At 32.9% G+C, this 23812-nt stretch carries 27 protein-coding genes and 1 riboswitch; of the genes, 8 read left to right on the forward strand and 19 right to left on the reverse strand.

The annotated features are described in order from the left end of the window. Position 1: 1 nt before the first annotated feature. Together EG348_RS00650 and EG348_RS00655 are read right to left on the reverse strand one after the other, a co-directional pair. The gene (locus tag EG348_RS00650; RefSeq protein WP_123979730.1) at positions 2-379 is read right to left on the reverse strand and encodes a VOC family protein; all 378 of its coding nucleotides are present in this window, start codon (positions 377-379) and stop codon (positions 2-4) included. An 8-nt stretch (positions 380-387) separates the two neighbouring features. Beyond that, entirely contained in the window at positions 388-834 is a 447-nt protein-coding gene (locus tag EG348_RS00655; RefSeq protein WP_123979732.1) for a nuclear transport factor 2 family protein, read from the reverse strand. 105 nt (positions 835-939) lie between these two features. On the opposite strand from EG348_RS00655, the gene EG348_RS00660 reads away from it, so the two are divergent. After that, positions 940-2025, forward strand: a complete 1086-nt coding sequence (locus EG348_RS00660; RefSeq protein ID WP_123979734.1) for an endonuclease/exonuclease/phosphatase family protein — start codon at positions 940-942, stop codon at positions 2023-2025. A gap of 96 nt (positions 2026-2121) precedes the next feature. Here the strand turns inward: EG348_RS00660 and EG348_RS00665 are convergent, their stop codons facing one another. The 12 genes from EG348_RS00665 to EG348_RS00720 all read right to left on the reverse strand — a co-directional run bounded on the left by EG348_RS00665 (position 2122) and on the right by EG348_RS00720 (position 12706). After that, entirely contained in the window at positions 2122-3177 is a 1056-nt protein-coding gene (locus EG348_RS00665; RefSeq protein ID WP_123979736.1) for a diphosphomevalonate/mevalonate 3,5-bisphosphate decarboxylase family protein, read from the reverse strand. A gap of 119 nt (positions 3178-3296) precedes the next feature. Further along, positions 3297-5063, reverse strand: coding sequence for an AMP-dependent synthetase/ligase (locus tag EG348_RS00670; RefSeq protein ID WP_123979738.1), 1767 nt, complete (start codon positions 5061-5063; stop codon positions 3297-3299). A gap of 4 nt (positions 5064-5067) precedes the next feature. After that, positions 5068-6078 (reverse strand): NAD-dependent epimerase/dehydratase family protein, encoded by a 1011-nt coding sequence (locus tag EG348_RS00675; RefSeq protein WP_123979740.1) that lies wholly within the window; start codon positions 6076-6078, stop codon positions 5068-5070. 464 nt (positions 6079-6542) lie between these two features. Next, a complete protein-coding gene (locus EG348_RS00680) occupies positions 6543-7547 on the reverse strand; it encodes an MvdD family ATP-grasp ribosomal peptide maturase (RefSeq protein ID WP_072409882.1) in 1005 nt (334 codons plus the stop codon). Between the two features lie 3 nt (positions 7548-7550). Further along, the gene (locus tag EG348_RS00685) at positions 7551-8498 is read right to left on the reverse strand and encodes an MvdC/MvdD family ATP grasp protein (RefSeq protein WP_123979742.1); all 948 of its coding nucleotides are present in this window, start codon (positions 8496-8498) and stop codon (positions 7551-7553) included. A 95-nt stretch (positions 8499-8593) separates the two neighbouring features. Further along, positions 8594-8812 (reverse strand): microviridin/marinostatin family tricyclic proteinase inhibitor, encoded by a 219-nt coding sequence (locus tag EG348_RS00690; protein WP_066756415.1) that lies wholly within the window; start codon positions 8810-8812, stop codon positions 8594-8596. A 46-nt stretch (positions 8813-8858) separates the two neighbouring features. After that, positions 8859-9071 carry a microviridin/marinostatin family tricyclic proteinase inhibitor gene (locus EG348_RS00695; RefSeq protein ID WP_123979743.1) on the reverse strand — a complete coding sequence of 71 codons (213 nt, stop codon included), beginning with the start codon at positions 9069-9071 and terminating at the stop codon, positions 8859-8861. A 41-nt stretch (positions 9072-9112) separates the two neighbouring features. Next, positions 9113-9322, reverse strand: a complete 210-nt coding sequence (locus tag EG348_RS00700; RefSeq protein ID WP_066756410.1) for a microviridin/marinostatin family tricyclic proteinase inhibitor — start codon at positions 9320-9322, stop codon at positions 9113-9115. Between the two features lie 27 nt (positions 9323-9349). Beyond that, positions 9350-9580, reverse strand: coding sequence for a microviridin/marinostatin family tricyclic proteinase inhibitor (locus EG348_RS00705; RefSeq protein WP_066756407.1), 231 nt, complete (start codon positions 9578-9580; stop codon positions 9350-9352). Positions 9581-9695: 115 nt separating this feature from the next. Further along, positions 9696-10475, reverse strand: a complete 780-nt coding sequence (locus tag EG348_RS00710; RefSeq protein ID WP_123979745.1) for an alpha/beta fold hydrolase — start codon at positions 10473-10475, stop codon at positions 9696-9698. An 87-nt stretch (positions 10476-10562) separates the two neighbouring features. After that, positions 10563-11288: a pyridoxine 5'-phosphate synthase gene (locus EG348_RS00715; protein ID WP_123979747.1), complete on the reverse strand. Its 726-nt coding sequence runs from the start codon at positions 11286-11288 to the stop codon at positions 10563-10565. A gap of 155 nt (positions 11289-11443) precedes the next feature. After that, the gene (locus EG348_RS00720; RefSeq protein WP_123979749.1) at positions 11444-12706 is read right to left on the reverse strand and encodes a mechanosensitive ion channel family protein; all 1263 of its coding nucleotides are present in this window, start codon (positions 12704-12706) and stop codon (positions 11444-11446) included. Between the two features lie 274 nt (positions 12707-12980). On the opposite strand from EG348_RS00720, the gene EG348_RS00725 reads away from it, so the two are divergent. The 3 genes from EG348_RS00725 (at position 12981) to EG348_RS00735 (ending at position 15246) form a co-directional block, all read left to right on the forward strand. Beyond that, on the forward strand, positions 12981-14168 hold the full coding sequence (locus EG348_RS00725; RefSeq protein ID WP_123979752.1) for a carboxypeptidase-like regulatory domain-containing protein: 1188 nt from the start codon (positions 12981-12983) through the stop codon (positions 14166-14168). Positions 14169-14242: 74 nt separating this feature from the next. Next, positions 14243-14734 carry a DUF456 domain-containing protein gene (locus EG348_RS00730; protein WP_123979754.1) on the forward strand — a complete coding sequence of 164 codons (492 nt, stop codon included), beginning with the start codon at positions 14243-14245 and terminating at the stop codon, positions 14732-14734. Between the two features lie 11 nt (positions 14735-14745). Next, entirely contained in the window at positions 14746-15246 is a 501-nt protein-coding gene (locus EG348_RS00735; protein WP_123979756.1) for a hypothetical protein, read from the forward strand. On the opposite strand, the gene EG348_RS00740 is transcribed toward EG348_RS00735, so the two are convergent. Genes EG348_RS00740 through EG348_RS00750 form a run of 3 tightly spaced genes read right to left on the reverse strand, consistent with a single transcriptional unit; the run spans position 15233 to position 17097 of the window. After that, complete coding sequence (locus tag EG348_RS00740; protein ID WP_123979757.1) at positions 15233-15874, reverse strand: uracil-DNA glycosylase; 642 nt, start codon at positions 15872-15874, stop codon at positions 15233-15235. The genes EG348_RS00735 and EG348_RS00740 overlap by 14 nt on opposite strands. 7 nt (positions 15875-15881) lie before the next feature. After that, the gene (locus tag EG348_RS00745; RefSeq protein ID WP_123979758.1) at positions 15882-16550 is read right to left on the reverse strand and encodes a hypothetical protein; all 669 of its coding nucleotides are present in this window, start codon (positions 16548-16550) and stop codon (positions 15882-15884) included. A gap of 43 nt (positions 16551-16593) precedes the next feature. Then, entirely contained in the window at positions 16594-17097 is a 504-nt protein-coding gene (locus EG348_RS00750) for a GNAT family N-acetyltransferase (protein WP_123979760.1), read from the reverse strand. Between the two features lie 340 nt (positions 17098-17437). Here EG348_RS00750 and EG348_RS00755 point away from each other — a divergent pair, with 340 nt between their 5' ends. The 4 genes from EG348_RS00755 to EG348_RS00770 all read left to right on the forward strand — a co-directional run bounded on the left by EG348_RS00755 (position 17438) and on the right by EG348_RS00770 (position 22310). Next, entirely contained in the window at positions 17438-19585 is a 2148-nt protein-coding gene (locus tag EG348_RS00755) for an endonuclease MutS2 (RefSeq protein ID WP_123979762.1), read from the forward strand. Positions 19586-19595: 10 nt separating this feature from the next. Continuing rightward, positions 19596-20675 carry a hypothetical protein gene (locus tag EG348_RS00760; protein ID WP_123979764.1) on the forward strand — a complete coding sequence of 360 codons (1080 nt, stop codon included), beginning with the start codon at positions 19596-19598 and terminating at the stop codon, positions 20673-20675. A gap of 87 nt (positions 20676-20762) precedes the next feature. Further along, a complete protein-coding gene (locus EG348_RS00765; protein WP_123979766.1) occupies positions 20763-21563 on the forward strand; it encodes a hypothetical protein in 801 nt (266 codons plus the stop codon). Between the two features lie 72 nt (positions 21564-21635). After that, positions 21636-21815, forward strand: a riboswitch (cobalamin riboswitch). Between the two features lie 111 nt (positions 21816-21926). Beyond that, on the forward strand, positions 21927-22310 hold the full coding sequence (locus EG348_RS00770; RefSeq protein WP_123979768.1) for an acyl-CoA thioesterase: 384 nt from the start codon (positions 21927-21929) through the stop codon (positions 22308-22310). A gap of 170 nt (positions 22311-22480) precedes the next feature. Here the strand turns inward: EG348_RS00770 and EG348_RS00775 are convergent, their stop codons facing one another. Both EG348_RS00775 and EG348_RS00780 read right to left on the reverse strand, forming a co-directional pair. Continuing rightward, on the reverse strand, positions 22481-23071 hold the full coding sequence (locus EG348_RS00775; RefSeq protein ID WP_123979770.1) for an HD domain-containing protein: 591 nt from the start codon (positions 23069-23071) through the stop codon (positions 22481-22483). A gap of 2 nt (positions 23072-23073) precedes the next feature. Then, positions 23074-23763, reverse strand: coding sequence for an XAC2610-related protein (locus EG348_RS00780; protein ID WP_185145491.1), 690 nt, complete (start codon positions 23761-23763; stop codon positions 23074-23076). Positions 23764-23812 lie beyond the last annotated feature (49 nt).

A 23812-nucleotide genomic window follows, 5' to 3' on the forward strand; every position in this document is an offset into this window, starting at 1 on the left:
TTTATATTTCATAAAACTCTAATGGTAATTTATCAGGATCTTGGGTAAAGAAAAACTCTTTTCCGGTGAATTCATCTATTCTTATGTCTTCACAGTTTAAACCTTTATTAATTAATTCCTGTCGTTTTTCATTGACATTTTCTACCGAAAAAGCTAAATGTCTTAAACCACATGATTCCGGTCGAGACGGTCTTTCTGGCGGGTTGGGAAATGAAAACAATTCGATGACATAATGCTCTCCGATAGCCAAATCTAATTTATAAGATTGTCTTTCTTCGCGATATACTTCACGAATGATATTTAATCCCATCACTTCTGTGTAGAATTTTTTGGAAACTTCGTAATCTGAACAGATGATTGCGATATGATGTATTTTCATTTTTAAATTTATTTCGAATTTTCGCAGTTTTCCTTTCTTCTGGTATCAATTAAATATTGAATTTTCCAGACATTATTTTGCTTTACCAATTGAAAACTATTCGCTCCACAATGTAAGAATTTTCCTTTATAATAAAACTGATACGGTGTAAAAACACTCGCCAGATTTCCATCAATATGAATAGATTCGATGGTTATTCTTTCATCAAGATCATCTTTTGAAGCTTTGGAAATTGAAGAAATAAAATCAGTGATATTCTCCGTTTTTACCGTTCCGTCTTTTGCAATGGACTGAAGAATGGCCGTTTCCCAAAAAGCTGATTTTAACGACTCCTGATCTGCATTTTTCATACCAAGAAATAAATTTCGGATCGGTTTTTCAACATCCTGATTCGGATTATTTTGAGAGAAACAGAAACTGCTTAAAAATAAAGTGACAGCAAGTATTTTGTTCATTTTATTTTGATTTAATCTAATCAATAAAAATAGGAAAAATAAAATATAAACTTAACATTAATTTAAAAAGTAAAATCTTACTTTTATCACTTTATTTCAAGAAATATGTGGAATGCTTATCTTATTCTGGTTGCGCTGTTGCTCCTTTTAACGCTATTGCCTAAAATTCAAAATTCACATTGGATATTTAGGGTGCCCGAATTTGGTAAAATCCAGATCACATATTTTATTGTCATTACATTTATTTTGGGGTTTTTGGTAGATTCTCATTCAGAGTATTTTTGGTATTTTCAAGGGCTTTTAGGATTAATGTTTGTTCATCATGGTGTTATTTTGATCAAGTATACTTCGCTTTATCCGATAAAGAAACCTTCGAGACAGCAGAAATCATCTCAAAAAGTACATTTTATTTCAGCGAATGTGTATCAATTCAATACAGAATACAGCAGATTTATCAAATTAATAGAAAAATACAATCCTGAAATCTTTCTGACAATGGAAAGTAATGGAGATTGGGAAAAAGCAATGCAGCCTTTGGAAAAGGATTATCCGTATCAGCATAAAGTAACACTGGAAAATACCTATGGGATGCATTTTTATTCCAAAATTGAAATAAAGGACGCAAAAACCCATTATTTTGTGGCTGATGATATTCCGAGTATTGAAGTTCACTTAACTACTAAAGACGGATTTTCATTTGTCTTTTTTGGTGTTCATCCGCCTCCACCAAGTCCTACCGAAGAGGAAACTTCAAAAGAAAGAGACGGCGACCTGCTGAGTACTGCAAAACGTGTAACAAAAATTGATAAGCCTATAATTGTTGTGGGAGATTTTAATAATGTTGCATGGTCAAAATCGTCTATTCTGTTTAGAAAAACAAGCCATTTGATTGATCCAAGGATTGGTCGTGCTTTTGTTTCAACTTTTCATGCAAAATACCGTATGCTGAGATTTCCGATTGACCTGATGTTTCATAGTGAAGATATTTTTATTGAAAAACTTACCACTTTGGAGAATTTTGGTTCTGACCATCTTCCGGTTTACTGCGAATTTTTTATAGATCATCATAACGATGAGCAGGAAGAAAGAGTTGAGGAGGCAACTACTGAGGAGAAAATCCAAGCTGAAGAAATGATTCAGGAAGGAAAAGAAGAGGATGGAGAACGTGATGCGGTTGTGACTGAGGATTGATTTAAATATGTTTTGACTAAAGTCAATTCATTTCTATACAACAAAAACGGGCTAAAGCCCGTTACTATTGATATATTTAATATATTTTTATCTTGATTAAAACTTCATGACATCCTTCACTACTCCATTGTTTTGGGTGTGTTGTAATAATTCAGATTCAATAAAATATTTAATTTTTTCTTCTGAACCATCATTCGGGAATAAAAGATGAACGTTTGCACCTGCATCCAATGTAAAGAATAAAGGTAAATTAGTTTCTCTTCTGAAATCCCAGATCTTGTTGATTACTTCCAATGTTCCGACCTTCATTAAAATAAAAGCAGGATCGCTCATCATCATCATTGCGTGAAGCGTAAGAGCTTCGTGCTCAACTAATTTGATAAAGCTTTGCAAGTCACCCGTTTTTAAGATCTCAATCATCGGAATAAAATTTTCTCTTGCTTCCTGAAATCTTCTTTCTGCATACGGATTTGTATTCATCAAACCGTGTCCAACCGTCGAGGAAACCGTTTTCTGGCCTTCATGAATCAGCAGAACCCAGTCATTAAAATCCTTGAAAATCTCATGAATTTCATCATCCGAATATTGTACAGCATATAGATCTGAACTACCTCTAACCTGAGATTGTCCCCAAACAACCAATCCGTTGTAAAGACTTCTGCAAGCGCTTCCGCTCCCTAATCTAGCCAAAAATGACGCTTTTTTTAATGATTCTTCATCCGAAGTTTTCTCTGAAAAAACTTCATCCAATTTCATTAAACACTTTGCAATTGCTCCAAATCCTGAAGCTGAACTTGCAATTCCTGAACTGTGTGGGAATGTATTTTCTGTTCTGATGATATATTTACCTTCCAAGATCCAAGGCAAATACTGTTCGATATTTTTAAAGTATTTTTCAATTTTTTCAGCAAATTTTACTTCTTCATTTCCTGCTAAAAAAGTTTGTACAGAAAATGGTTCTCCAGCTAAAAATTCTACTGTAGTATTGGTTTTACAATGATTTAAAGTATAACTGATACTCGGATTTGCAGGAATCTGATTGTCATATTTCCCCCAATATTTTATTAAGGCAATATTTGATGGACAGCTTTCTGAAACTGTTTGCGAGCTTATCGTAAAGTCTTCTTTTCCTAAAAATTCTTGTGTTGTCATAATTTAATTTAAAATATTCTCTTGTCATTCTGAATGAAACGAAGTGGAATGAAAGAATCTCAATTAAGTCAAATATAAAAAAATATTATAGATTTCTTCGTTCCTCAGAATGACAGTCACTAATACATTTTCTCAATAATATCTGCATATTTTTTAAGAACTACATTTCTCTTCACCTTTAAAGTTGGCGTGATCTCGCCTGTGTTGATGTCGAATTCTGCAGGCATCAGAGTGAATTTCTTTACCTTTTCGAAATCAGACAGATCATGTTCCAGTTCAGCAATTTTATCTTTATATAAACGAATAATTTCGTCTTTTTTCACCAATTCTTCCCAGTTGGTGAATGGAATGTTATTTTTCTTTATATAATCTTGCAGAAACTCAAAATTAGGAACAATCAAAGCAGAAACAAACTGTCTTCCTTCTGCGATCAAAACAATCTGACTTATATAATTATTATTAGTCAAAAGATTCTCGATCTGCTGTGGCGCGATATATTTCCCGTTGGAAGTTTTCATTAAATCTTTGATCCTGTCTGTAATGATCAAATTTCCAGCATCGTCAATCTTTCCGGCATCACCTGTTTTAAACCAACCGTCTTCTGTGAAAACTTTTTGAGTTTCTTCCGGCTTGTTATAGTATCCTTTCATGATACCGTTTCCTTTCGCCTGAATTTCATCATTTTCTCCGATTCGAATCTCAACTCCCGGTAAAGGTTTTCCGCTTGTTGCATGCTCGAAATTTGTTAAAGGGAAAAGCGTCAAAGTTGCAGTAGTTTCTGTCAAACCATACCCAACCGTAACGTGAATTCCAACTGATTCAAAGAATTTTGTAACTTCAGGAGACAATGATGCTCCGCCACAAGGCAAGAACCAAAGTCGGCCACCCATTTTTTCTTTGATTTTACTGAAAACCAACATATCCGCAACAGATTCTTTTAGTTTTAATCCAAAAGGAATCGGCTTTTCATGCTGTTTCAATTCTCCGGTTTGCTTTCCTGTTTCTAAAGCCCAATTAAAGATCTTCTTTTTCAATGATGAACCTTCATCGGCTTTTTCTAATACTCCGGCATACACTTTCTGGAAAAATCTCGGAACGGCGCACATCATCGTAGGTTTTACCTCTTCCAATGCTTTTGCGATATTCTTTGGATCTTCCAGGAAATATACTCTTGCTCCGCCATACAAACAAAGCAAACTCCAGCATCTTTCGAAAACGTGACTTAAAGGTAAAAATGCTAAAGAAAGCTCTTCTTCGAAATTTTTAAATTTAAAAAATTCAAAATGAGCATCGAAAGCTTTGATGAAATTTCCGTGCGTCAGCATTACTCCTTTTGGCGTTCCTGTAGTTCCTGAAGTGTAGATCAAAGTGGCTACATCTTCATATTCCTTTTTAGAAATCTCTAGTTTTGAGGAAGCTTTTGCAATAAAATCTTCCAGATAAAAACTGCTGAATTCTTTTTTGATCCAGACTGCTTTTTTAGAAATGATAATTGTTTGAAGAGTATTTTCTTCTTTATGTAAAATATCCAGACAAGCGTCATATTGCGCCTGATCTCCCACCAAAATAATTTTAGCCTGAGAATCATTAATGATATATTCTGCCTGTTCAGCGTTGTTTGTAGAATAAATAGGAACCGTGATGGCTCCGATAGATATTGCAGCCAAATCAAAGATCATCCACTCAGAAGAATTGTCTGAGTAGATCGCGACTTTATCATTTTCCTGAATTCCTGCATTCTTCAGAGCATTGGCTGTTTTGAAGATCATTTCACCGAATTTCTTCCAGCTCAATTCCTTCCAGCCTTCTTTTTTCTTAAAACCAATAGCTGATTTTATGGGATGCTTTGTTACATTTTTATTGATAATTGCCTCTGCAAGATTCATTTATTTATTCAGCTTTTTTGTCGTTACTATAATTATTAAGATGAAAATCAACACTTTCCTGTACGGGAATGAACTGATAATTCAGCTTTTCTTTAATTTTTTGATTGGAAATTGTATTCATTGCAGTCACTGCTTCAATATTAGTTCTGGTCGCCATTTTTAATTGTGGAATTAACCATCCTAAAAAAATGTTCATCCATCTCCCCAAATTCAATTGTGTGTTGGATAAGATTTTAGCATCTTTTAGACCTGCTTTCTTTCTGATATAATTTCCAATATCAGCATATTTTTTATTTTCAGAAATAAGAATAAAACGTTCTCCGAAAATATTCTTTTCCATTAATTCAATGGCAATTTTTGCAACATCCAACACATCAACATAACATGTACCTCCTGAAAATGTAAAACCATTATTTTCAAAAGTAGAAAAAAGTTTTCCACTGCTTTGGCTCCAGTTTCCTGAACCGATAATGATTCCTGGATTGATGATAATTGTATTTAAACCTTCGGCGGATGCTCTCCAGACTTCCATTTCAGATAAATGCTTGGAAATTGCATAGGCAGAATGTTCTATTTTAGGATTAAAATCAGACTCTTCGTCCAATTCTCCTTTTTCATTAAAACCATCTAAAACGGCAATAGAACTTACATGTAAAAATTTCTTAACGTCAGAACCTTCACATGCAAATAAGAGATTTTCTGTACCCTTAATATTAACATGGTACATCTCTTTCTCATATTTTGGGTTAAAACTTACCTTTGCAGCACAGTGATAAACCTCATCTACTCCTTTTAAAGCATCCTGAAGAGAATTGATATCATCAAAATCTACATCGGTCCATTCAATTTTATTAAAAAAATCGTCAGGGCTTCCCGTATAAAATGTATACGAATGTTTTACTTCTTTTATATTGCTTGTAGGTCTTTTCGCAGCACGAACGTTTTTGCCTTTTTTAAGAAGCTCTAAAACGATTACTCTGCCTAAAATTCCGGTGGCACCCGTTACAAAAACCATCAATTATATTTCTACTTGATTGTTGACTAAATTATGACAATATTTTTTATTCGGCAATTCTTGGTTTTAATAAAAATCACTTAAAAATTGTATCTGCAAATTTGCGATTTTTAAAGGACAATTTCGATCTAGTTTCCTATTTAATTAGTGAATTTGTGTAAATTTTATTGGAGAATATCTTGTTGGAGAATCGCAAAGACACAAAGATTTTTATTTTTCAGACTGTTTTAAGACGCAAGAAAATACGAGATTTTCAGCAAGCGTTATATTCTAGTAATTATACATTCCTAAATTTTATCGGAGATAAAATCTTTGCGCCTTAAAGAAGAAATTTTAATTATAATTTGCGCCTTTGCGATTTTCCAACAATATAAAAATAAGAAAACGGGCTAAAGCCCGTTCCTATTGATATAAAACTCTTGTGTAATTCGTGGAATTAATTTGTGATTTTTGTGTTCAAAAGTTTAAGCTAAAACCATATTATCTCTTCTTGGCGCTTTATCACACAATACATCTGCAATACTTTTAGAAATAAGATTTCCTTCTGTAAGGTTATCTAGCCAGAAAAACTCTCCTGCGGCGTTGATTTCAATAAAATAATAATCATCTTCAGGAGAAACGATGATGTCTAGTGCGCCATAATCAACGTTGTAAACATCTAAAAGCTCTAAAACTTTTTGTTCAACATCTTTCGGAAGTTCAGTTGGAAGCCATTTATCAATTAAATTAACTCCATCTTTTCTCCAGTCAACTTTGGCATCTTCGAATTGTTGAGAATCAATTTCAAAAGCGTAAACATCCCGACCAACAACGGTTACACGAAGTTCCCTTTTCTTTTGAATCATTTTCTGAAACTGCATCGGACAGTATAAAAGTGACTCTAATTCTTCAAATTTATCTTCCTTAACAACATTCGTGAAAACTACACTTTCAACTCCGTCTTCATAAATGGCAAATCCGGTCTGCATTTTTGCTACAACGTTCTTATGTTTTATAATAAACTGTTTTGCTTCTTCAGGATTGTTGGTTAAGCAAGTTGCAGGAATTTTTAAACCAATTTTGTCTGCAATTTTAAGTTGTTCTTCTTTGCTGTCTAATCTTCTGTAAACGCTTGGTTTTCCTAAAGAATAGCAGTCAAAAGACTCCAGAAACCCGAAAAGTGTATTGCGGATTTCGCCCATTGCGGCTCCGTAAAACTTAGAATCCATTTCTTCTTTCAAACCGTTTCCGATATTGTAAGCTCTTCTGTACCAAACCGCTGCAACATCATCCAGACGAATTTTAGCATCAGCAGTTTCAAGAAAACTCACCCATTCTCCGTCTTGAAAAATAGTGGATAATTTATTTTGTAAAGGATATAAATCGACATCAAAACGGATCACTTCACAGTTATTTTTCTCAATATATTCTGTGACTTTTTCGATTGAAAAATTATCTCCAGTATGCGTAATTATTAAAATTTTATTCATTGGTTATTTTATTCTTTTTATAAGGTTATCGGCGATTCTTTCTGCAATGGGAAAATTAAGTTCTTTTTGCAACATCCCCCACTCTCCCTGCGGATTTACTTCGAGAAAATAGTATTTCCCATCTTTTCCTTTGATCATATCGATCGCTCCAAGATACAATTTCATTTCTTTCATCATTGAAGTCAGATTTGTTTTAATTTCTTCCGGAAGATCATATTCTGACCAGAGAAAACCTTCCTGAATAACTCTCCAGTCGGTATTTTCACTGTTATTAATTTTACCTGTGAAAAACTCACCATCTACATAAACAATTCTCAGTTCATATTCTTTTTCGATATATGGCTGAAAGATCATCGGACAATACGCAATATCAGCAATGTGTTCTAAATTATTTTCATCAATAATGGTTGTTGAAAGAAAATTTTCCCCATTCATCGATTTTGTAATCACACCATGAAGTTTTGCTATAGCCTTGCCATTGCAGTTTTCGTGGAAAAAGCTTAGAATTTTTTCTTCGTCATTAGAAAAAAGCGTTTTTGGAATGGTTAAATCAAACTTTTGAGCAATTTTAAGCTGATACATTTTGTTCCCATCAATCTTATTTTCAGATTCATAGGGATTGATCCACGGAAGATCTTCCAAAACTGTAAAAAGATTGTAACGAAGGCTTCCGTATTCTTTCAGGAAAATTTTCTCATAATCTTCATCAAGATCATCAGGAATGGTGATTCTCCATGATTTTCTATGCCATACCGCTTGTATATCTTTAGAGTTAAGAACATTTCCAAACTCATCAGTCAGTTCAAATGAATCTTGATTGATACTGATTTTCTGAAAATCATTAAGATGATCAGAATTAAGCCTGAAATAAGGGATATTTTTTGATCTCAGATAGTCAAAAAAGAGATCGATATTATAAAAATCGTTGGAATGGGTAATACAGAGAATCATTTGCCATGTTTTATTAAAAAAGGAAACTTAAAGTTTAAGTTCCCTTTTAAATATGATTTTGTTAATATGTTTTAATTATAAAAACAACTCATTTTTTATACACTTGGAGCATCATCGTCTCCATCAGAAGGATATTTCTGAGTCTGAGCCATGTCATATTGAGGCTTTGTAACGGTATCTAATACTGGTTTTGTAACCGTATCTCTTTCCGGAATTGTGATGTCAGTACCACCTTTTACCGTTTCAGGATCTTTAAGTTGTTTTTCTAAAAATGATGCAAAAAATGGCTTCTTTTTTGAATTTTCGTTTTTCATTATAATTATTGTTTTGGTTGAAATATTTCGCAGGAATACAAAAATCTTAATCTAGTTCTCCTGTTTCGTCGCTATCAGAAGGATATTTCATTGTTACCTGATCATTTTGTCTATTGGTAACTGTATCTCTTAGAACTGATGTTGTTGGAGAATCCTGAAGTGCAGTCGTTATTGCTCCTCCTTTTACCGTTTGAGGATCCTGAATTTGCTTCTCTAAAAATGATGCAAAAAATGGCTTTTTTAAATTCTTGTTTTTCATAATTCTTTCAATTTAAGGTTAAGATAATGATTGATTGAAACTTATGAAGCTTCACCTGTTTCGTCGCCGTCAGACGGATATTTCATTGTTACATTATCATACCCCGGCTTTGTAACAGTGTCCTGAAGTGCTGATGTCACATTATCCACAAGCACAGAAGTAACAGCTCCTCCTTTTATCTTTTCAGAATTATTGATTTGCTTCTCTAGAAAAGAGGCAAAAAACGGTTTTTTTAATTTTTTGTTTTTCATGGTTTTTGAATTTGGTATTAGTTTTAATTATTCAACAGAATCATCGCCATCAGAAGGATACTTCATGGTTACATGGTCTAATCCGGGCTTTGTAACACTATCCGAAAGTGCAGATGTCACATTGTCTTTTGTAGGAATTGTAACAGAATCTTCAAGAGCTGTTGTTATTTCCTGACCTCCGTTTACTTTTTCCGGATTCTTAACTTGTTTCTCTAAAAACGAAGCAAAAAACGGTTTTTTTGAATTTTTCTGTTTCATAAGTTGATATTATTAGTTATTTGATAAAACTAAAGTACAAAAAATTCAATACAGAGAGAAATAAATATCAGATTTAATAAAATTTTAACACAAATTCAATAATTTGAGAAATAAATTAATCTAAACCTAAAAATCCTCTAACAACATTCGCAAAATCAACAGGATTTTCTGCCTGAACCCAATGTCCGGCATTTTTCACAGTCACAATTTTAGCTTTTGGAAATTGCTGCTTGATCCCAAACTCATCCTGAGGAAGAATATAATTGGATTTTTCACCTGAAATAAATAATGTTTCTCCTTCAAAAACACCAAATTTGATAGCGTTTGAAACAAATTCTGTGTATTTTTCAGCTAACGTTTTAAGGTTAAATCTCCAGCTCAGCTTTTTATCATCATCCCAATATAAATTTTTAGCCAAAAACTGAATGGTAGATTTTTCGGGAATATATTGAGTTAAAACAGCCTCAACCTCATTTCGGGAGTTTACTGTATTAAAATCAACTGTTTCCAATGCTTTGATAATCCCCTGATGATGTGGAGGATATGCTTTCGGAGAAATATCAACCACAATTAATTTATCAACTTTTTCATGATACCTTATAGCGAACTGCATTACCGCTTTTCCGCCCAGAGAATGACCTAAAATATGAGCTTTTTTAATTCCATAATGACTCATATAATTAGCAATATCATCAGCTAAATCATCATGAGACATTCCCTCGGAATGAAAGCTTCTTCCATGATTTCTAAGGTCAATTAGATGAACAGGCAACTGCTCGCCAAGATCCTTTCCAAAGCTTCCCCAGTTGTCGAGCATTCCGAACAATCCGTGAAAAACCAAAAGCGGTGTAGACGAAAGATTTTCGCCAAATATTTTTGAATGTAGAATTTCCATAGTTTTTTTATAAGATGTTAGAAGTTAGAAACTAGATATTAGTAAAATACACTGAAATACTAACTTCTAATTTGTAGCCTCTCATTTCTAATTATCCCATTTTGCCAATCTCTTCAAATATGCCTGAATTGTATTTTCCATTCCCATGTACAACGCTTCGGAAACCAAAGCATGACCGATGGAAACTTCCAATAAATTAGGAATGTTATCTGCAAAATATTTTAAATTTTCTAAGCTTAAATCGTGTCCAGCATTGATACCTAAACCAAATTCTGTAGCGACAACTGCTGTATCGTAGTAAGGTTTTATAGCCTGCTCTTTATTCAATAAATAATTTTTAGCATAAGCTTCTGTGTATAATTCTATTCTATCTGCTCCTGTTTTTGCAGCATATTCTACCAATTCGGGTGTCGGATCAAGAAAAACAGAAGTACGGATTCCTGCATTTTTAAACTCAGCAATGATTTCTGTAAGAAAATCTAAGTGCTTTTTGGTGTCCCAGCCTGCATTTGAAGTAATAGCATCATCTGCGTCAGGAACTAATGTTACCTGCTCAGGTTTTACTTCCAACACCATATCAATAAATTCTCTGTGCGGATTTCCTTCAATATTAAATTCTGTCGTCACCAAAGGCTTCAGATCATAAACATCTTTTCTTGTGATATGTCTTTCATCGGGTCTTGGATGGATGGTAATTCCCTGTCCGCCAAACTCCTGAATTTTAATTGCAGCTTCCGTTACACTTGGCGTTTCGCCTCCTCTTGCATTTCTTATCGTTGCAATTTTATTAATGTTTACACTTAATTTTGTCATTTTTAAATCTAGATATTAGAAGTTAGATTTTAGAAATTAGTTTACATGATTGCATAAAATTTTCTACTTAAATCTAATTTCTTATTATTTTATTTTAAATTAAAAAGTTAGAGTTAAAAACTAATTTCCAGCTTCTAATCTCTAACTTCTCTTTATCACACTTTTACACTCACCTGCATTACCTGCAGATCAAATTCTTTCGAAGCCACCAATAAATGGTCAAAAATATCAGCCTGAATCTGCTCAAACCTTTCCCATTTAGAATCATTGGCAAAACAATAAATTTCCAATGGCAGACCTTGCGGAGTAATTTCTAACTGGCGAACCATTCTTGTTCCGTTTTGATCGACATCGGGATCATGTTCAATATATTTTTGGGCATAATGCCTGAAAACACCAATATTGGTAAGCTGTCTTCCATTGATGATCTTGTCTTTATGCTCAATGCTTTCTTTTTCTTTTCTTAATTCAACAATCTTAGATTCCAGATAATCTGAAATTAAATTAATATCCTTTAGACGCTCAATTTCTTCATCATTTAAAAATTTAAAAGAATTGATGTTAAAATAAATTGATTTTTTAATTCTTCTTGTATTGGATTCCGACATTACCTGAAGATTTTTGATCTCAGTCGTCAGTAAATCATATGTAGGAATCGTAGAAATCGTTTTGTCGAAATTGGTAATTTTCGTTGTCAGAAGGCTAATATCAGAAATATTTCCTTCAATATTATATTTAGGAATCCCGATCCAATCGCCTACTTTCATACTTTTAGAAGTTGCCACATGAAGTCCTGTTACAAATCCTAAGATAGTATCTCTGAAAACCAATACCAAAACTGCTGTTATAGCTCCTAAACTTCCTAATATTGTTCCACCTTTAATTCCGAAAATAGTACAGATACCGATAACCGTAAGGATAAAAATTCCAAAAATCTTTACCGATTCCGAAATAGCATTTAGAGCCATTATTTTGTAAAAATCCTGCTTGATCACGAAGTAGTTTCTGAAAGCTGTTAATGCTCTGAAAAGCATTCCGGCGATGACAAAAATAATGGCAAGATTAACAATAACCTCAAGTAGTGTAAAGCTTTTAGGATGTCTGTAAAAAACTGAAAATAAAGCATATCCAGCAAAATTCAAGGCCCCTAGATGTACAACAGAGTTGGTGATCCTAGACTGATAAATAGATTTTATAATGGGGTACTTTTCTTTATCAAAAAACTGTTTGATAATTGTATTAACAAAAAATTTAAAAATGAAATCTATAGCAAAAACAAGACCTGCCAAAAAGATAAATTTAAGAACAATCTGACAGGTAAGCGCCAAATCACTAGGAACATGATCTCTAACGAAATAGTGAATTGTATCACTAATATCCTGTAAAAAATCTTTGGTATCTTGTATTTCGTCTTTCATTTACAGCAAATTTAAGAAATTTAAGGTTGATTTTAATTAAAACTTCTCTATCAATTTTCATCCCAAAATGATTTCTTTTTAAATATTTAATAAAAATTATCAATTGTTATTTTAAAAATTACTAAATCCTCTTAAACTTTGATCAATAAATAGAAAATTCGCCAAAAACCATCATTAAAAATAAATTATATTAAAAATTTATCACATTTTATGATTTTATATTTAATTATTTATTAAATTTGACAAAAACTAACCAAATCAAAATCAATTACATATGAGAAAACACTACTTATTTATTTTGTTGTGTGTATTCACACTTTTAACAAATTGTGCAGGAGGAGATGATTCTGCAATAGTTTCCGAAAACGTTGGCCCTGCAATTGTAAAAACAGGAAAACTTACCGGAAAAGTCATGTCACAAAACGGAACCAAACCTATTGGAGGTGCTTCAGTTTTTACTTTTGATGACAAGTATAAAATCTATTACACCACTTCTGACGCAGATGGTAACTTCACGCTGGAAGCTCCGGTTGGAAATTATACCATTCATATTCAGACAGGTAATGGCAGTAATTTCCGTACAGAAATTTCCGCAATTGTAAAAGATAATGAAACTTTAAATCTCGACGCCAGTCAAACCAAACTGAATCAGGTTGCAAAAATCGCTTATGTAAAAGGAACGTATGATAAAATTGAAGATATTATTCAGACTTTAGGCTATACCGCCACCGAAATCACCAATAACGATCTTGCTAACCTGACTACCGTTGCACAGTATGACATCATATTTCTTAACTGTGGATCAAGAAATAACTACTCTTCAAATCCGGGACTTTATACTGTAATTGATACTAATTTAGCCACCTTTGTTGCTAATGGAGGAAGTATTTATGCTTCAGACTGGGACGTTGCTTACTTGGTGGGCGGAACAACTAATACCAATAACTGTTCGCTTGCAGGAGGATTTGTTCCCGATACAAAATTATGCTCTAAAAATACCGGAAGTGTAGGTATGGTAGGCGCTACGGTAAATAATACCGGACTTACAACAGCGTTGGGATTCAATACATTGAATATCAACTATGATCTAGGTGCATGGCAGAAAATAATTAACTATGATCCAGCATATTGGGAAGTTTTAGTTAAAGAAACTTCATCAAATGATGCTTTGATGATCAGAACCAATCATTTTACAGCAACAGGAGTTCCGAATACTCCGATAGGAAACGCTCCAAATTCAACATTTGTAACCGTTTGTATTACACTACCGGGAAATATCCAGATCAGCCTTTCAGTTCCTCAAGTACTAGTTCCTTATCTGGTTGCATTAGGAGCAACCGTAGGTCCTTGCTCAGGATCTTCAACCAGTGGATATATTTATTACACTACTTTCCATAATCATGCTTCAGGAAACATTGGAAATGCCGGCGTAATTCTACAATATGTAATCTTAAACTTATAGTAAATTTTTAACTTATATTGAAAGGTGGCTTTTTTAAGGTCACTTTTTTTTATCTTGCATGTATAATTTTAAGAATGGATACAACATTAATTAATATTCTCTGTCTTGTTTTATTATTCCTCGGAATCCTGGGAACTTTCCTTCCTGTTTTACCGGGATTATTATTAAGTCTTTGTGGGTTATTGATCTACAAATTCGGGACAGACGCTGATCTGCCGATGATCTATATTTGGGCTTTCGGGATTCTTACGGCAGCTTCTGTAGTTTTAAGTTATGTAATTCCAGCCAAAACCAATCAAAAATATGGTGGGACACGTTGGGGAAGCATTGGTTCGATAATCGGAACCATTGTCGGGATGTTTTTACCTATTCCACTAGGTTTCCTGATCGGAATGTTTGCAGGAGTTTTTATTGGTGAATTACTTCACGACAGCAAAGACATGAATAAGGCTTTAAAATCCACCAAAGGGGCTTTTATAGGATTTATTTACGGAACTGGATTTAGCTTGGTTGTAGGTGTGGCAATGTTTTTGGTAGTAGTATTGAATATGCTTAATATCATTTAAAATAAAAAATCATGCTACACAAAACCATCATATTCAGCTTAGGATTATTGACATTAGCCAACTGCAATGCTCAAAAGGAAACAAAAACCTCAACAAAGAATCCTACAACAGCTGAAATAAAAGAAACAAAGCCAATGAGTAAAGATGAAAACATCATATATTTCAATGAAGGAGAAAATAAATTCCTTAAAGAATATGAAATGAATGTCACATTCAAAGGCATTTCTGAGGACAGCCGTTGTCCTGAGGGCGTCAACTGTATGTGGGCAGGAGTTGCCGTTGCACAGATTGAAGTGATGGGATTGGCAACCAGACCAATGACCGTAAATATTGCCACCACAGAAAATGCAGGGCGAAATTATCACCAATCTACCGAGTTCAACGGATATACCATTTCACTAAAAGATGTAAATCCTTACCCTACATCACAAGACGGGGCCAAAGCGCTTGCCGGAAAATACAGAATTGGAATCGTTATCAAAAAAACAGGAGAAAATTCTACCACGAAATAGGCTTTTTCCCTTTTGAAACCAAATATTCATTAATTTTTGAAAAAGGTTTGCTTCCGAAAAATCCTCTGTACACAGAAAACGGTGACGGGTGCGCCGATTTAATGATAAAATGCTTAGCCGGATCGATGAATTCGGCTTTTTTTTGTGCAAAAGCGCCCCACAATACGAAAACTACATTTTCTTTTTTATCTGAAATTTCTTTAATGATGAAATTTGTAAAGGTCTCCCAACCTAGATCCTTGTGAGAATTCGGAGTATGGGCACGAACGGTTAAAGTTGCATTCAGCATTAAAACCCCTTGTTTCCCCCAATCGTCTAATTCTTTAGAGGTTCTTACCACTCCCAAATCATCTTTTAATTCAATAAAAATATTCTTTAATGAAGGCGGTGCAGTCACCTGTTCGGAAACAGAAAAACACAAACCATTCGCCTGAAAGTCATTATGATAAGGGTCTTGTCCGATAATTACGACTTCAATATCATCGAAAGGCGTAATTTCCAACGCTCTGAAAATCTGATTTTTTGGTGGAAAAACTTTTGTTGTTGCATATTCCTGTTTTACTTTCTCCCAAAGAGTAGTAAAGTATGGAGTGCTTTTTATGGGGGCTAAAATTTCGGTCCAGGTCATTTTCTTATTATCTATAAATACTAACTCTTTTTATTTTCTCCACATAATCATATCCTAAAACTCCTTTGGATAAAGTTAATTCAATAAGTTGATTATTTGAGATACTTTCATAAAATTCTTCACTTATACTTAATCTTTCATTCTTGTCAAATTTAGTTCTAATAAATATTTCATATGATTTACTTCTTGAGCCGTTGTTAATATATTTTTTATTTATTTCAATTCTTTCTCTCCTATCATCTGAAATACTAAATCTATAATTTATAAAAATTCCTAATGAGGGAATTAAAAGGAAAAAAAAGATGCAAAGACTCAGAATATTATTTTTCTTTTTATCATTATTAAAACTATAAAAAAATGTCAAAATAAAGGTTGTCAAACCACTAAAAATAAGACTTATAAAAGTTAATTTCCAAAATAACTCATATCCTCCAATTGTATTCTCAAAATATCTTCCGAATATTAAAAATGGAATCATCGCAAATAAAAATATATAATCAAAATTTTTAATATCGGTTTTATTTGAACTCTTTTTACTTGTCTTTACTATTAAATCTGATAAATTATATGATAATAACATAAAACTAGGAATAGATATAAAAAAATATCCAAATTCTTTTATTGAAAAAAATAATGCAAAAGCAGAAAGTAAAATTAATAATATATTTTTTGTCATTATTGTGTTTAAATTTTGCTTTGTTGAAATGACAAACTATACGTTATTTCTTCAAGCTAAAAACCAAATTATCAGGAAAACCTTCATCCTTTCTTTCCTCTTCCAACACAAAATCATGTTTTAAAAGAATACCTTTCGAGTTTTCATTAAACTTATTGGTCATTGCGACAATTTCCTGCAAATTTAAAGTATTAAATCCATAATTTACAACTGCAGTTAACGCTTCCGACATGATTTCTTTCCTGTGATAGTCGGGTAATAATTCATATCCAACTTCTGCTTGCTTTCTGTCATCTGAGAATTTCCAAAGACAAATCGTTCCGATAAGATTAGGTTGATCTTTTAAAGAAATTCCCCAATAAAACGTTTCATTATTTCGGGTTCTTTCTTTAATGGTTAAAATAAATTGCAAGGCATCATAATTATTTTTCGGAGAATTTCTCTGAACGAATTGATTGATTATTTGATTACCACGAATTTTCAGAATATCTTCAACATTGCTTTCGTTGATTTCTTTTAATTGTAGTCTTTCAGTTTCTAGTTTCATATCCCAAATTTAATGAAAACTATACCAAGAGTTAAAAAGATTTTCATAAACACACATTTGAAAATTAAACAAAATAAAACTTTTTAAACTTTATTTTTCTGATTTAAATTTTCAACATACAGTTTGTCATCCCGTAGGGATCTCGCCTTAGTATTAGAGAATAAACTTGAAAGATTCTTGTCTAGATCCCTACGGGATGACAAACTGTATGGTAAAAAATAAACCTTGAATAATGAACTTGTTAAAATTTTTTGAAACTTTTGTGGTAAAATGAAATGTAAAGAAACTCATTTTCAAATGCTACATCATCAAATTCACATTTTCTCACTAAATTTGCAGTGTGTATATAAATAAAGAAGATTTAAACGAATTAGAGTTTCCGCAATTGCTTGCGGAAATTGCTCCATTTGCATATTCTCCGAAAACGAGAGACAAAATTCTTCAACTTCGTCCCATGGAAATTGACGAGGCAGGACTTTCACTGAAAAAAACTTCCGAATATTTATCGAGTTTTGAAAGTTCAAATGCGATTCCGTTTGATGAATACGAAGATATTGAAAGCGAATTACAACTTATGCTGATCGAGAATTACCGTCTCGAAAACAAGGCTTTCATCAAAATAAAAACGATTACCGAACAAATAGGAAGACTTCAAAAGTTTTTCCCGACAATGCCCGAAACGTTTCCAACTTTGATGGAAGATGCTTCTGTATTGGAATTTAAGAAAGAAATCATTGATAAGGTTGATAAAGTTTTCAACCGTTTTGATGAAGTAAAAAGTGAGGCTTCCCCGATCTTAAAAACCTTGAGAGCGGAAATTCAGCATGCGAAAAAAGCAATCCAGGAAAATTTCAACCGTGTATTGTTTAACTACGCTCAAAGTGATTTTCTGGATGATATCCGAGAGAGTAATATTGAAGACATACGAGTTTTAGCAGTAAAATCTGCTTATAAAAAAAGAGTTCCCGGAAGAGTTCTAGGGCTTTCAAAAACCGGTTCTATCACTTATATTCAGCCCGATAGTGTTGTAAAACATTACTTTAAACTTCGCGAGAATCAGGAAGAGGAGAAAAAGGAAATCGATAAAATTTTAAGACAGCTTACGGCAGAATTAGCCATATTTCAACCGCAGCTTTGGAGATATCAGGCTTATATTTTTGATCTTGATCTTACAAGAGCTAAATCTAAGTTTGCAGAATTAATTAACGGCGTTTTACCAAAAATCAACCGTCATAAAACATTAAAATTAAGAGAAGCTTTTCATCCATTATTGTGGTTAAGAAATAAAGCAGAGAATAAAACGATTTTCTCTCAAACCTTATCGTTGACGGATCAGAACAGAATTATCTGTATTTCGGGCCCGAATGCGGGAGGGAAATCGATCACGCTGAAAACGGTAGGATTGCTTCAATTGATGATCCAGAGCGGAATTTTAGTTCCTGTTCATCCAAGATCTGAAATGTTTTTCTTTGATAAGATCATGACCGATATTGGTGATAATCAATCTATTGAAAACCATCTTTCCACTTATTCATCAAGATTGAAGAAAATGGGCGGAATTATTCGTGAAGCAGACGGAAATACCCTTTTGCTGATCGATGAATTTGGAACAGGTTCTGATCCTGAACTGGGCGGTGCTTTGGCAGAAAGTTTCTTAGAGTTTTTCTATGACAAAAAGAGTTTTGCGATCATTACAACGCACTACACGAATATCAAACTGGTTATAGAAGAACTTCCTCATGCAGAAAATGCGGCTATGCTTTTTGATGAAGAAACTTTGGAGCCGATGTATAAACTGGAGGTTGGACAAGCTGGTAGTTCATTTACTTTTGAGGTTGCCGAGAAGAATAAAATCCCAAGATTTATCATTCATTCTGCAAAGAAAAAAGTGGAACATGATATTGTAAATCTTGATAAAACGATTGTAAAACTTCAACAGGAAAAATTCGAGGTTGAAAAACTGAAAACCGATCTTGCCGAAAGAAAAGAATCCGTTGAAGATAAGCGTGATAATCTGCAAAAACTGAATGAGCAGCTTCAACAAAAACTATTCAATTTCCAAAAGCTGTATGAAGATGAACATCGAAAACTTCAGTTTGGAAATAAGATTGAAACCTTTATCGACGGCTATATAAAAGGAAGATCCCGAAAAGATGTAGTAAAAGATTTTGTGAAGATTCTAGAACAGGAAAAATTCAGGAAAATTGGAGCTGATAAAGATGAAACGAAAAGACTTCAGGTTGTTAAAAGAAAAATCACGCAACAGCTGAAGAAAGAAGAAGTCATTGAAAAAATCACGGAAACCAACGAAAAAATAGAAGAAAAACGTCAAACTGATCGCGCTGTTTGGATGAAAATTGGTCAACGCGTTCGTATCACAGGAAGTACAAGTGTCGGGACGATTGAAAAGATCTCCAGAAACAAGGTGATTGTGAATTACGGGACTTTTAAGACGACGATTAGCGCTGAAGAATTGGAGAGGATTTAAACGATTTATTATGAGGATATTACTATTATTCATTATTTTTTTATCTACTAAGTTATATTCATCTGAAATAATTTTTAAAGACAATAATTTTAAAACAAAAATATTATCTAGCAAGACAGCCAAAGACAAAGAAGGAAACTTTATTAAAATTGACCAAAATAATGACAATAAAATAGAAGAAAATGAGGCTGATAAAGTTTATTCTTTAGAGATTTCAGATTCTAATATTGTTGATTTATATGGATTAAGGTATTTTAGAAATCTTACGAACCTCAATTGTAGTAGCAATTTAATTACGAATATTGATGAAATAAATCTTTTGGAAAACTTAGTCGAATTGGAAATAGAAAATAATTCTATTGAAACATTCTATTTAAATAATAAATCAAAACTAAAATCAATACTTTCAGAAAAATCTAATATCAGGAGTGTAAAATTAGAAAATTGCACATCATTAGAATACATATTCTTTTCTGATAATATTATTGAAAATTTCGATCTTAATTTGTGTCCAAATCTAAAAGCTATTTCGGCTGAAAATAATAGAATAGAAAGATTAGATTTAAGTTCCTTTGCATTTTTGGAAGATGCATTTTTTAGTCAAAATAAATTAAAAGAAATTAATATCTCAAATTCATACTATCTAAAATCACTAGATATTGAAAAAAATAATGTAGAGAAAATTATATTTAAAAATAATAATAAATTAAAATCTTTACTCGCCGCAGAAAATATGTTAATCCAATTAGATATTACTGAATGTCCAAATATAGAAGACTTAGATATTGAATCAAATAATATTTCATCATTAACTATATTAAAAAATCCTTTACTAAAAAATATTTTTATTGGTAATAATAAAATTAGTATACTGAAAATTAATTCTAATAAACTAGATAATATTAACTTTTCTAATAATCCTTTAATTTCTATCTGTACGAATATAGATAGTAAAAAGAAAATAATATCCGCTTTAAAAGAAAATGATATCAAAAATTGTGTAGTAAGTTATAATTGTAATGACAAAAATGAAAACCTTGAAGGAGGTGGTATTTTTAAAACAACCTTAAAATTAAATTCTTCTAAATAATTTTCCTTTATAAATAAAGAATTGCAATTGTTTAAATACCTCCCGAAAAGCATTTAATTTATATATTTGAAGAGTCAAAAATTTTTCATGATGATTTCCGCAAAAAAAGTATTTTATTTATCAATTTTCAGTGTTTTTTCTTTAAGCTTAATGAAAGGACAAAATAAAGTTCCTTTTGGAGTTGTAAAAGCTGAAGAAGGCTACGCCATGGTACGTGTTGCTAAGGATAATTACCGAAAAATTGTGGATAAAATCCGTATGCGCCGGGGAGATGTTTTTGTCTATGTAAAACCTGCTCCCGGAGAAACAGAATGGATCTGGATAAAATATCCTGATAAAGACGACACCGAAAAACCTTTCGTAAGATATGACTCTCTGAACAAAGAAGGTATGGTGAACAAAGACCGTATTGCTTATATCGATCAGTTACCACCTTACACGCCTTCCAAATCTAAAAACGGAAAATCTCTTATTTTCACAGATAACACCGATCCGAAAATTCCGGCTAACCAAAGAAGTAAAGTTATTATTGACGTTTACCCATCCAACGCGAGTTACCGTAAAAAGGAAAAAGATGCTAACGGAAAAATTCTGACCATAGATAAAGTAAAACCTTGGGGAATAGGCAACGAGCTTCCCGAAGGTATGACAGAAATTAAATCTATCAGAGTACAGCAGCCCGGAAGAGGTTCTGTTTTTGTGAGAGAAGCTGTTAAAAATTTATTTCAACCGACAATGGATTTCAATAATGTTGGGGTAACTTCTATCGATAATGATCACATTTTTCTTTATATGATCAATGGTTCAGGCGAAAACCGTTATACCACGCTTTGGACGATCAAAGAAGGAAAAGTTATCAGCCAGATCATCTATAATAATCCGGAATAATTCGTTTATCTTTCATATAATCCTTATTTTTGCACCGAAAAGTTATTTTGCTGTTGGCTTCTAGCCGATACATTTAGCTTTTTAGAAACTGGTTCTGCTTAACTGCAGATTAAAAGGGAATCGTGTGAAAATCACGAACTGTCGCGCAACTGTAAGTAACGAAAGTCTTTATCAAGAATCCACTGTGCGAGGCATGGGAAGGAGATAAAGATGTTACGAGTCAGGAGACCTGCCTATTTCTTTAAGACAAAAACTTTCGCGATCTGAAGTTTATTGATCAATGGTTTTTCAGGAATTTCTGTGTTCCTGTTATTTTCTGTTTGTTTCAATATTCTTTCTTTTCGCTTTAATTAATAATGAAATATGACTACAGAAGAAAGAATTCAAGCATCCGAAACCAGCATCTTTAAAGCGGTTTTTCCTAACACAACCAATCATTACGACACCCTTTTTGGTGGTACAGCGATGCAATTGATGGATGAAGTGGCATTTATCACCGCTACCCGATTTGCCAGAAAAAGAGTGGTAACGGTAAGCAGTGACAAGATCGATTTTAAAAGACCAATTCCTGCAGGAACTATTGTGGAACTAATTGGAAAAGTTTCCCATGTTGGAAAAACAAGTATGAAAGTGAATGTAGAGATCTACACGGAGCAAATGTATTCTTACGAAAGAGAAAGAGCGATTGTGGGTGATTTTACTTTTGTGGCGATTGATGAATTTAAAAAGCCAATTCAGATATTATAAATATTTAGGGTTTCGGCGGCCTTTGGCCGCCGAAACCTATTTTTACTTTTTATTTTATCACAAGGATAAACAAAGTTTCCTTATGGTTTGTATTCATATTATGGTAAACAAAGCCGCTTCGCTTAACAAGGTAATACTATAAACTTCATTTACATTATAAAAAGAAAAAATTATCTCACAACCTTCTCAGTTTCCAAATTCTTGATCATCAAAAACTGGAAAGCCTCTCCCATTTCATCAGAAGCTCTGCTGATGGCATTTTCAAGCATATTTCTTACTTGATTTTCGGTTACTCCGGCTTCTGTCCAGCTTTTTCCTGATGTGTGCGAATTTAAGATGAAAGGCATAATTCTGTCAATCGCACAGGCAAAAATAGCATCAGGAGTTTGTTCTTCTTCAAATTCAAGCCAAAGATTAAAGAATTCAGTGCGTAATGGTTCATCCAAAATTCCGAAAATATTTTGAGCGGACTGTTTTTCTCTTTCAAATTTCCCAACCATTGCTGCTTCGTCAAATAAGAAAGTATCTCCTGCTTCAATTTCCACCAAATCATGTATAGAAAGCATTCTGATTACTCTTAACAAATCAATATCCGCTCTGTTTTTCGCATATGGAAAAAGGATTTGAGCTAAAATAATAATCTGCCATGAATGCTCAGCCGTATTTTCTCTTCTCGAATCATCGGCGTTATAATTTCTTCTCTGTACATTTTTTAAAGCATCAACGGCTAAAATAAAATCAATCTCCTTCTGTATCTTCATTTTTAATCTTTATAATATTCACTTATTGGATAGTCTTTAATATTGGCTGTCCATTTATCATCTTCGAGTTCTCTTTTTGTCACCTTTACCCTTTCGTCACCGCCTGTTGCATCCTCTTCCAATTCATACACTTTTAGCAAACCTTTTTTTGGAACAACAGTATATTCTGTCGTAAGATGCCAGCAACAACCAGATTTTGCATAAGTAATTAAACGTTTGCGTTCAGAATCTGTCTGAAACATTCCCAGATTTTCATATGCCAGATTTGTCAGTTCTTCACTTATTACAAACTGTTTTTTAGTGGAATTAAAAACGTAAACCTCATATGACGGACCTCCATAACTACTTTCATTTCCATTTCTTATCGCTAAATCTTCAGTTCCGTCAAAATTAAAATCATCAAAAATCAATGGACTTTGTTCATCATATAACTGAATAATATTGGCTGTCGGTTTCTGATCTTCTTTTAAGTAAAAATTCAGATCCTCAGAAGTGAAAGTCTGAAATTTTTTGGAAGTTTTTTTATCTATCAGATCAATGACAGCTTTTCCTCTGCATTCATCTTTATCGCAGTTTTCAACATTAATTTTAACGTCATAATTTTTGGATGCATCTTTTAATTCAAAATGATTTTGCCCAAAAGCAGCAACAGCAAAAAGTGTAAACGGTAATAAAAATCTAGAATTCATCATACATGTATTTAAAATTTTTAGTTGAATTGTCAACCAAATACTATTGCAA

The sequence above is a fragment of the Chryseobacterium sp. G0201 genome (genome assembly GCF_003815655.1).
Taxonomy (GTDB): domain Bacteria; phylum Bacteroidota; class Bacteroidia; order Flavobacteriales; family Weeksellaceae; genus Chryseobacterium.

What these genes read in the sequence shown, in the direction of transcription:
- EG348_RS00650 (WP_123979730.1), bottom strand. Translation starts at nt 379, where the DNA reads ATGAAAATACATCATATCGCAATCATCTGTTCAGATTACGAAGTTTCC.
- EG348_RS00655 (WP_123979732.1), bottom strand. Translation starts at nt 834, where the DNA reads ATGAACAAAATACTTGCTGTCACTTTATTTTTAAGCAGTTTCTGTTTC.
- EG348_RS00660 (WP_123979734.1), top strand. Translation starts at nt 940, where the DNA reads ATGTGGAATGCTTATCTTATTCTGGTTGCGCTGTTGCTCCTTTTAACG.
- EG348_RS00665 (WP_123979736.1), bottom strand. Translation starts at nt 3,177, where the DNA reads ATGACAACACAAGAATTTTTAGGAAAAGAAGACTTTACGATAAGCTCG.
- EG348_RS00670 (WP_123979738.1), bottom strand. Translation starts at nt 5,063, where the DNA reads ATGAATCTTGCAGAGGCAATTATCAATAAAAATGTAACAAAGCATCCC.
- EG348_RS00675 (WP_123979740.1), bottom strand. Translation starts at nt 6,078, where the DNA reads ATGGTTTTTGTAACGGGTGCCACCGGAATTTTAGGCAGAGTAATCGTT.
- EG348_RS00680 (WP_072409882.1), bottom strand. Translation starts at nt 7,547, where the DNA reads ATGAATAAAATTTTAATAATTACGCATACTGGAGATAATTTTTCAATC.
- EG348_RS00685 (WP_123979742.1), bottom strand. Translation starts at nt 8,498, where the DNA reads ATGATTCTCTGTATTACCCATTCCAACGATTTTTATAATATCGATCTC.
- EG348_RS00690 (WP_066756415.1), bottom strand. Translation starts at nt 8,812, where the DNA reads ATGAAAAACGAAAATTCAAAAAAGAAGCCATTTTTTGCATCATTTTTA.
- EG348_RS00695 (WP_123979743.1), bottom strand. Translation starts at nt 9,071, where the DNA reads ATGAAAAACAAGAATTTAAAAAAGCCATTTTTTGCATCATTTTTAGAG.
- EG348_RS00700 (WP_066756410.1), bottom strand. Translation starts at nt 9,322, where the DNA reads ATGAAAAACAAAAAATTAAAAAAACCGTTTTTTGCCTCTTTTCTAGAG.
- EG348_RS00705 (WP_066756407.1), bottom strand. Translation starts at nt 9,580, where the DNA reads ATGAAACAGAAAAATTCAAAAAAACCGTTTTTTGCTTCGTTTTTAGAG.
- EG348_RS00710 (WP_123979745.1), bottom strand. Translation starts at nt 10,475, where the DNA reads ATGGAAATTCTACATTCAAAAATATTTGGCGAAAATCTTTCGTCTACA.
- EG348_RS00715 (WP_123979747.1), bottom strand. Translation starts at nt 11,288, where the DNA reads ATGACAAAATTAAGTGTAAACATTAATAAAATTGCAACGATAAGAAAT.
- EG348_RS00720 (WP_123979749.1), bottom strand. Translation starts at nt 12,706, where the DNA reads ATGAAAGACGAAATACAAGATACCAAAGATTTTTTACAGGATATTAGT.
- EG348_RS00725 (WP_123979752.1), top strand. Translation starts at nt 12,981, where the DNA reads ATGAGAAAACACTACTTATTTATTTTGTTGTGTGTATTCACACTTTTA.
- EG348_RS00730 (WP_123979754.1), top strand. Translation starts at nt 14,243, where the DNA reads ATGGATACAACATTAATTAATATTCTCTGTCTTGTTTTATTATTCCTC.
- EG348_RS00735 (WP_123979756.1), top strand. Translation starts at nt 14,746, where the DNA reads ATGCTACACAAAACCATCATATTCAGCTTAGGATTATTGACATTAGCC.
- EG348_RS00740 (WP_123979757.1), bottom strand. Translation starts at nt 15,874, where the DNA reads ATGACCTGGACCGAAATTTTAGCCCCCATAAAAAGCACTCCATACTTT.
- EG348_RS00745 (WP_123979758.1), bottom strand. Translation starts at nt 16,550, where the DNA reads ATGACAAAAAATATATTATTAATTTTACTTTCTGCTTTTGCATTATTT.
- EG348_RS00750 (WP_123979760.1), bottom strand. Translation starts at nt 17,097, where the DNA reads ATGAAACTAGAAACTGAAAGACTACAATTAAAAGAAATCAACGAAAGC.
- EG348_RS00760 (WP_123979764.1), top strand. Translation starts at nt 19,596, where the DNA reads ATGAGGATATTACTATTATTCATTATTTTTTTATCTACTAAGTTATAT.
- EG348_RS00765 (WP_123979766.1), top strand. Translation starts at nt 20,763, where the DNA reads ATGATGATTTCCGCAAAAAAAGTATTTTATTTATCAATTTTCAGTGTT.
- EG348_RS00770 (WP_123979768.1), top strand. Translation starts at nt 21,927, where the DNA reads ATGACTACAGAAGAAAGAATTCAAGCATCCGAAACCAGCATCTTTAAA.
- EG348_RS00775 (WP_123979770.1), bottom strand. Translation starts at nt 23,071, where the DNA reads ATGAAGATACAGAAGGAGATTGATTTTATTTTAGCCGTTGATGCTTTA.
- EG348_RS00780 (WP_185145491.1), bottom strand. Translation starts at nt 23,763, where the DNA reads ATGATGAATTCTAGATTTTTATTACCGTTTACACTTTTTGCTGTTGCT.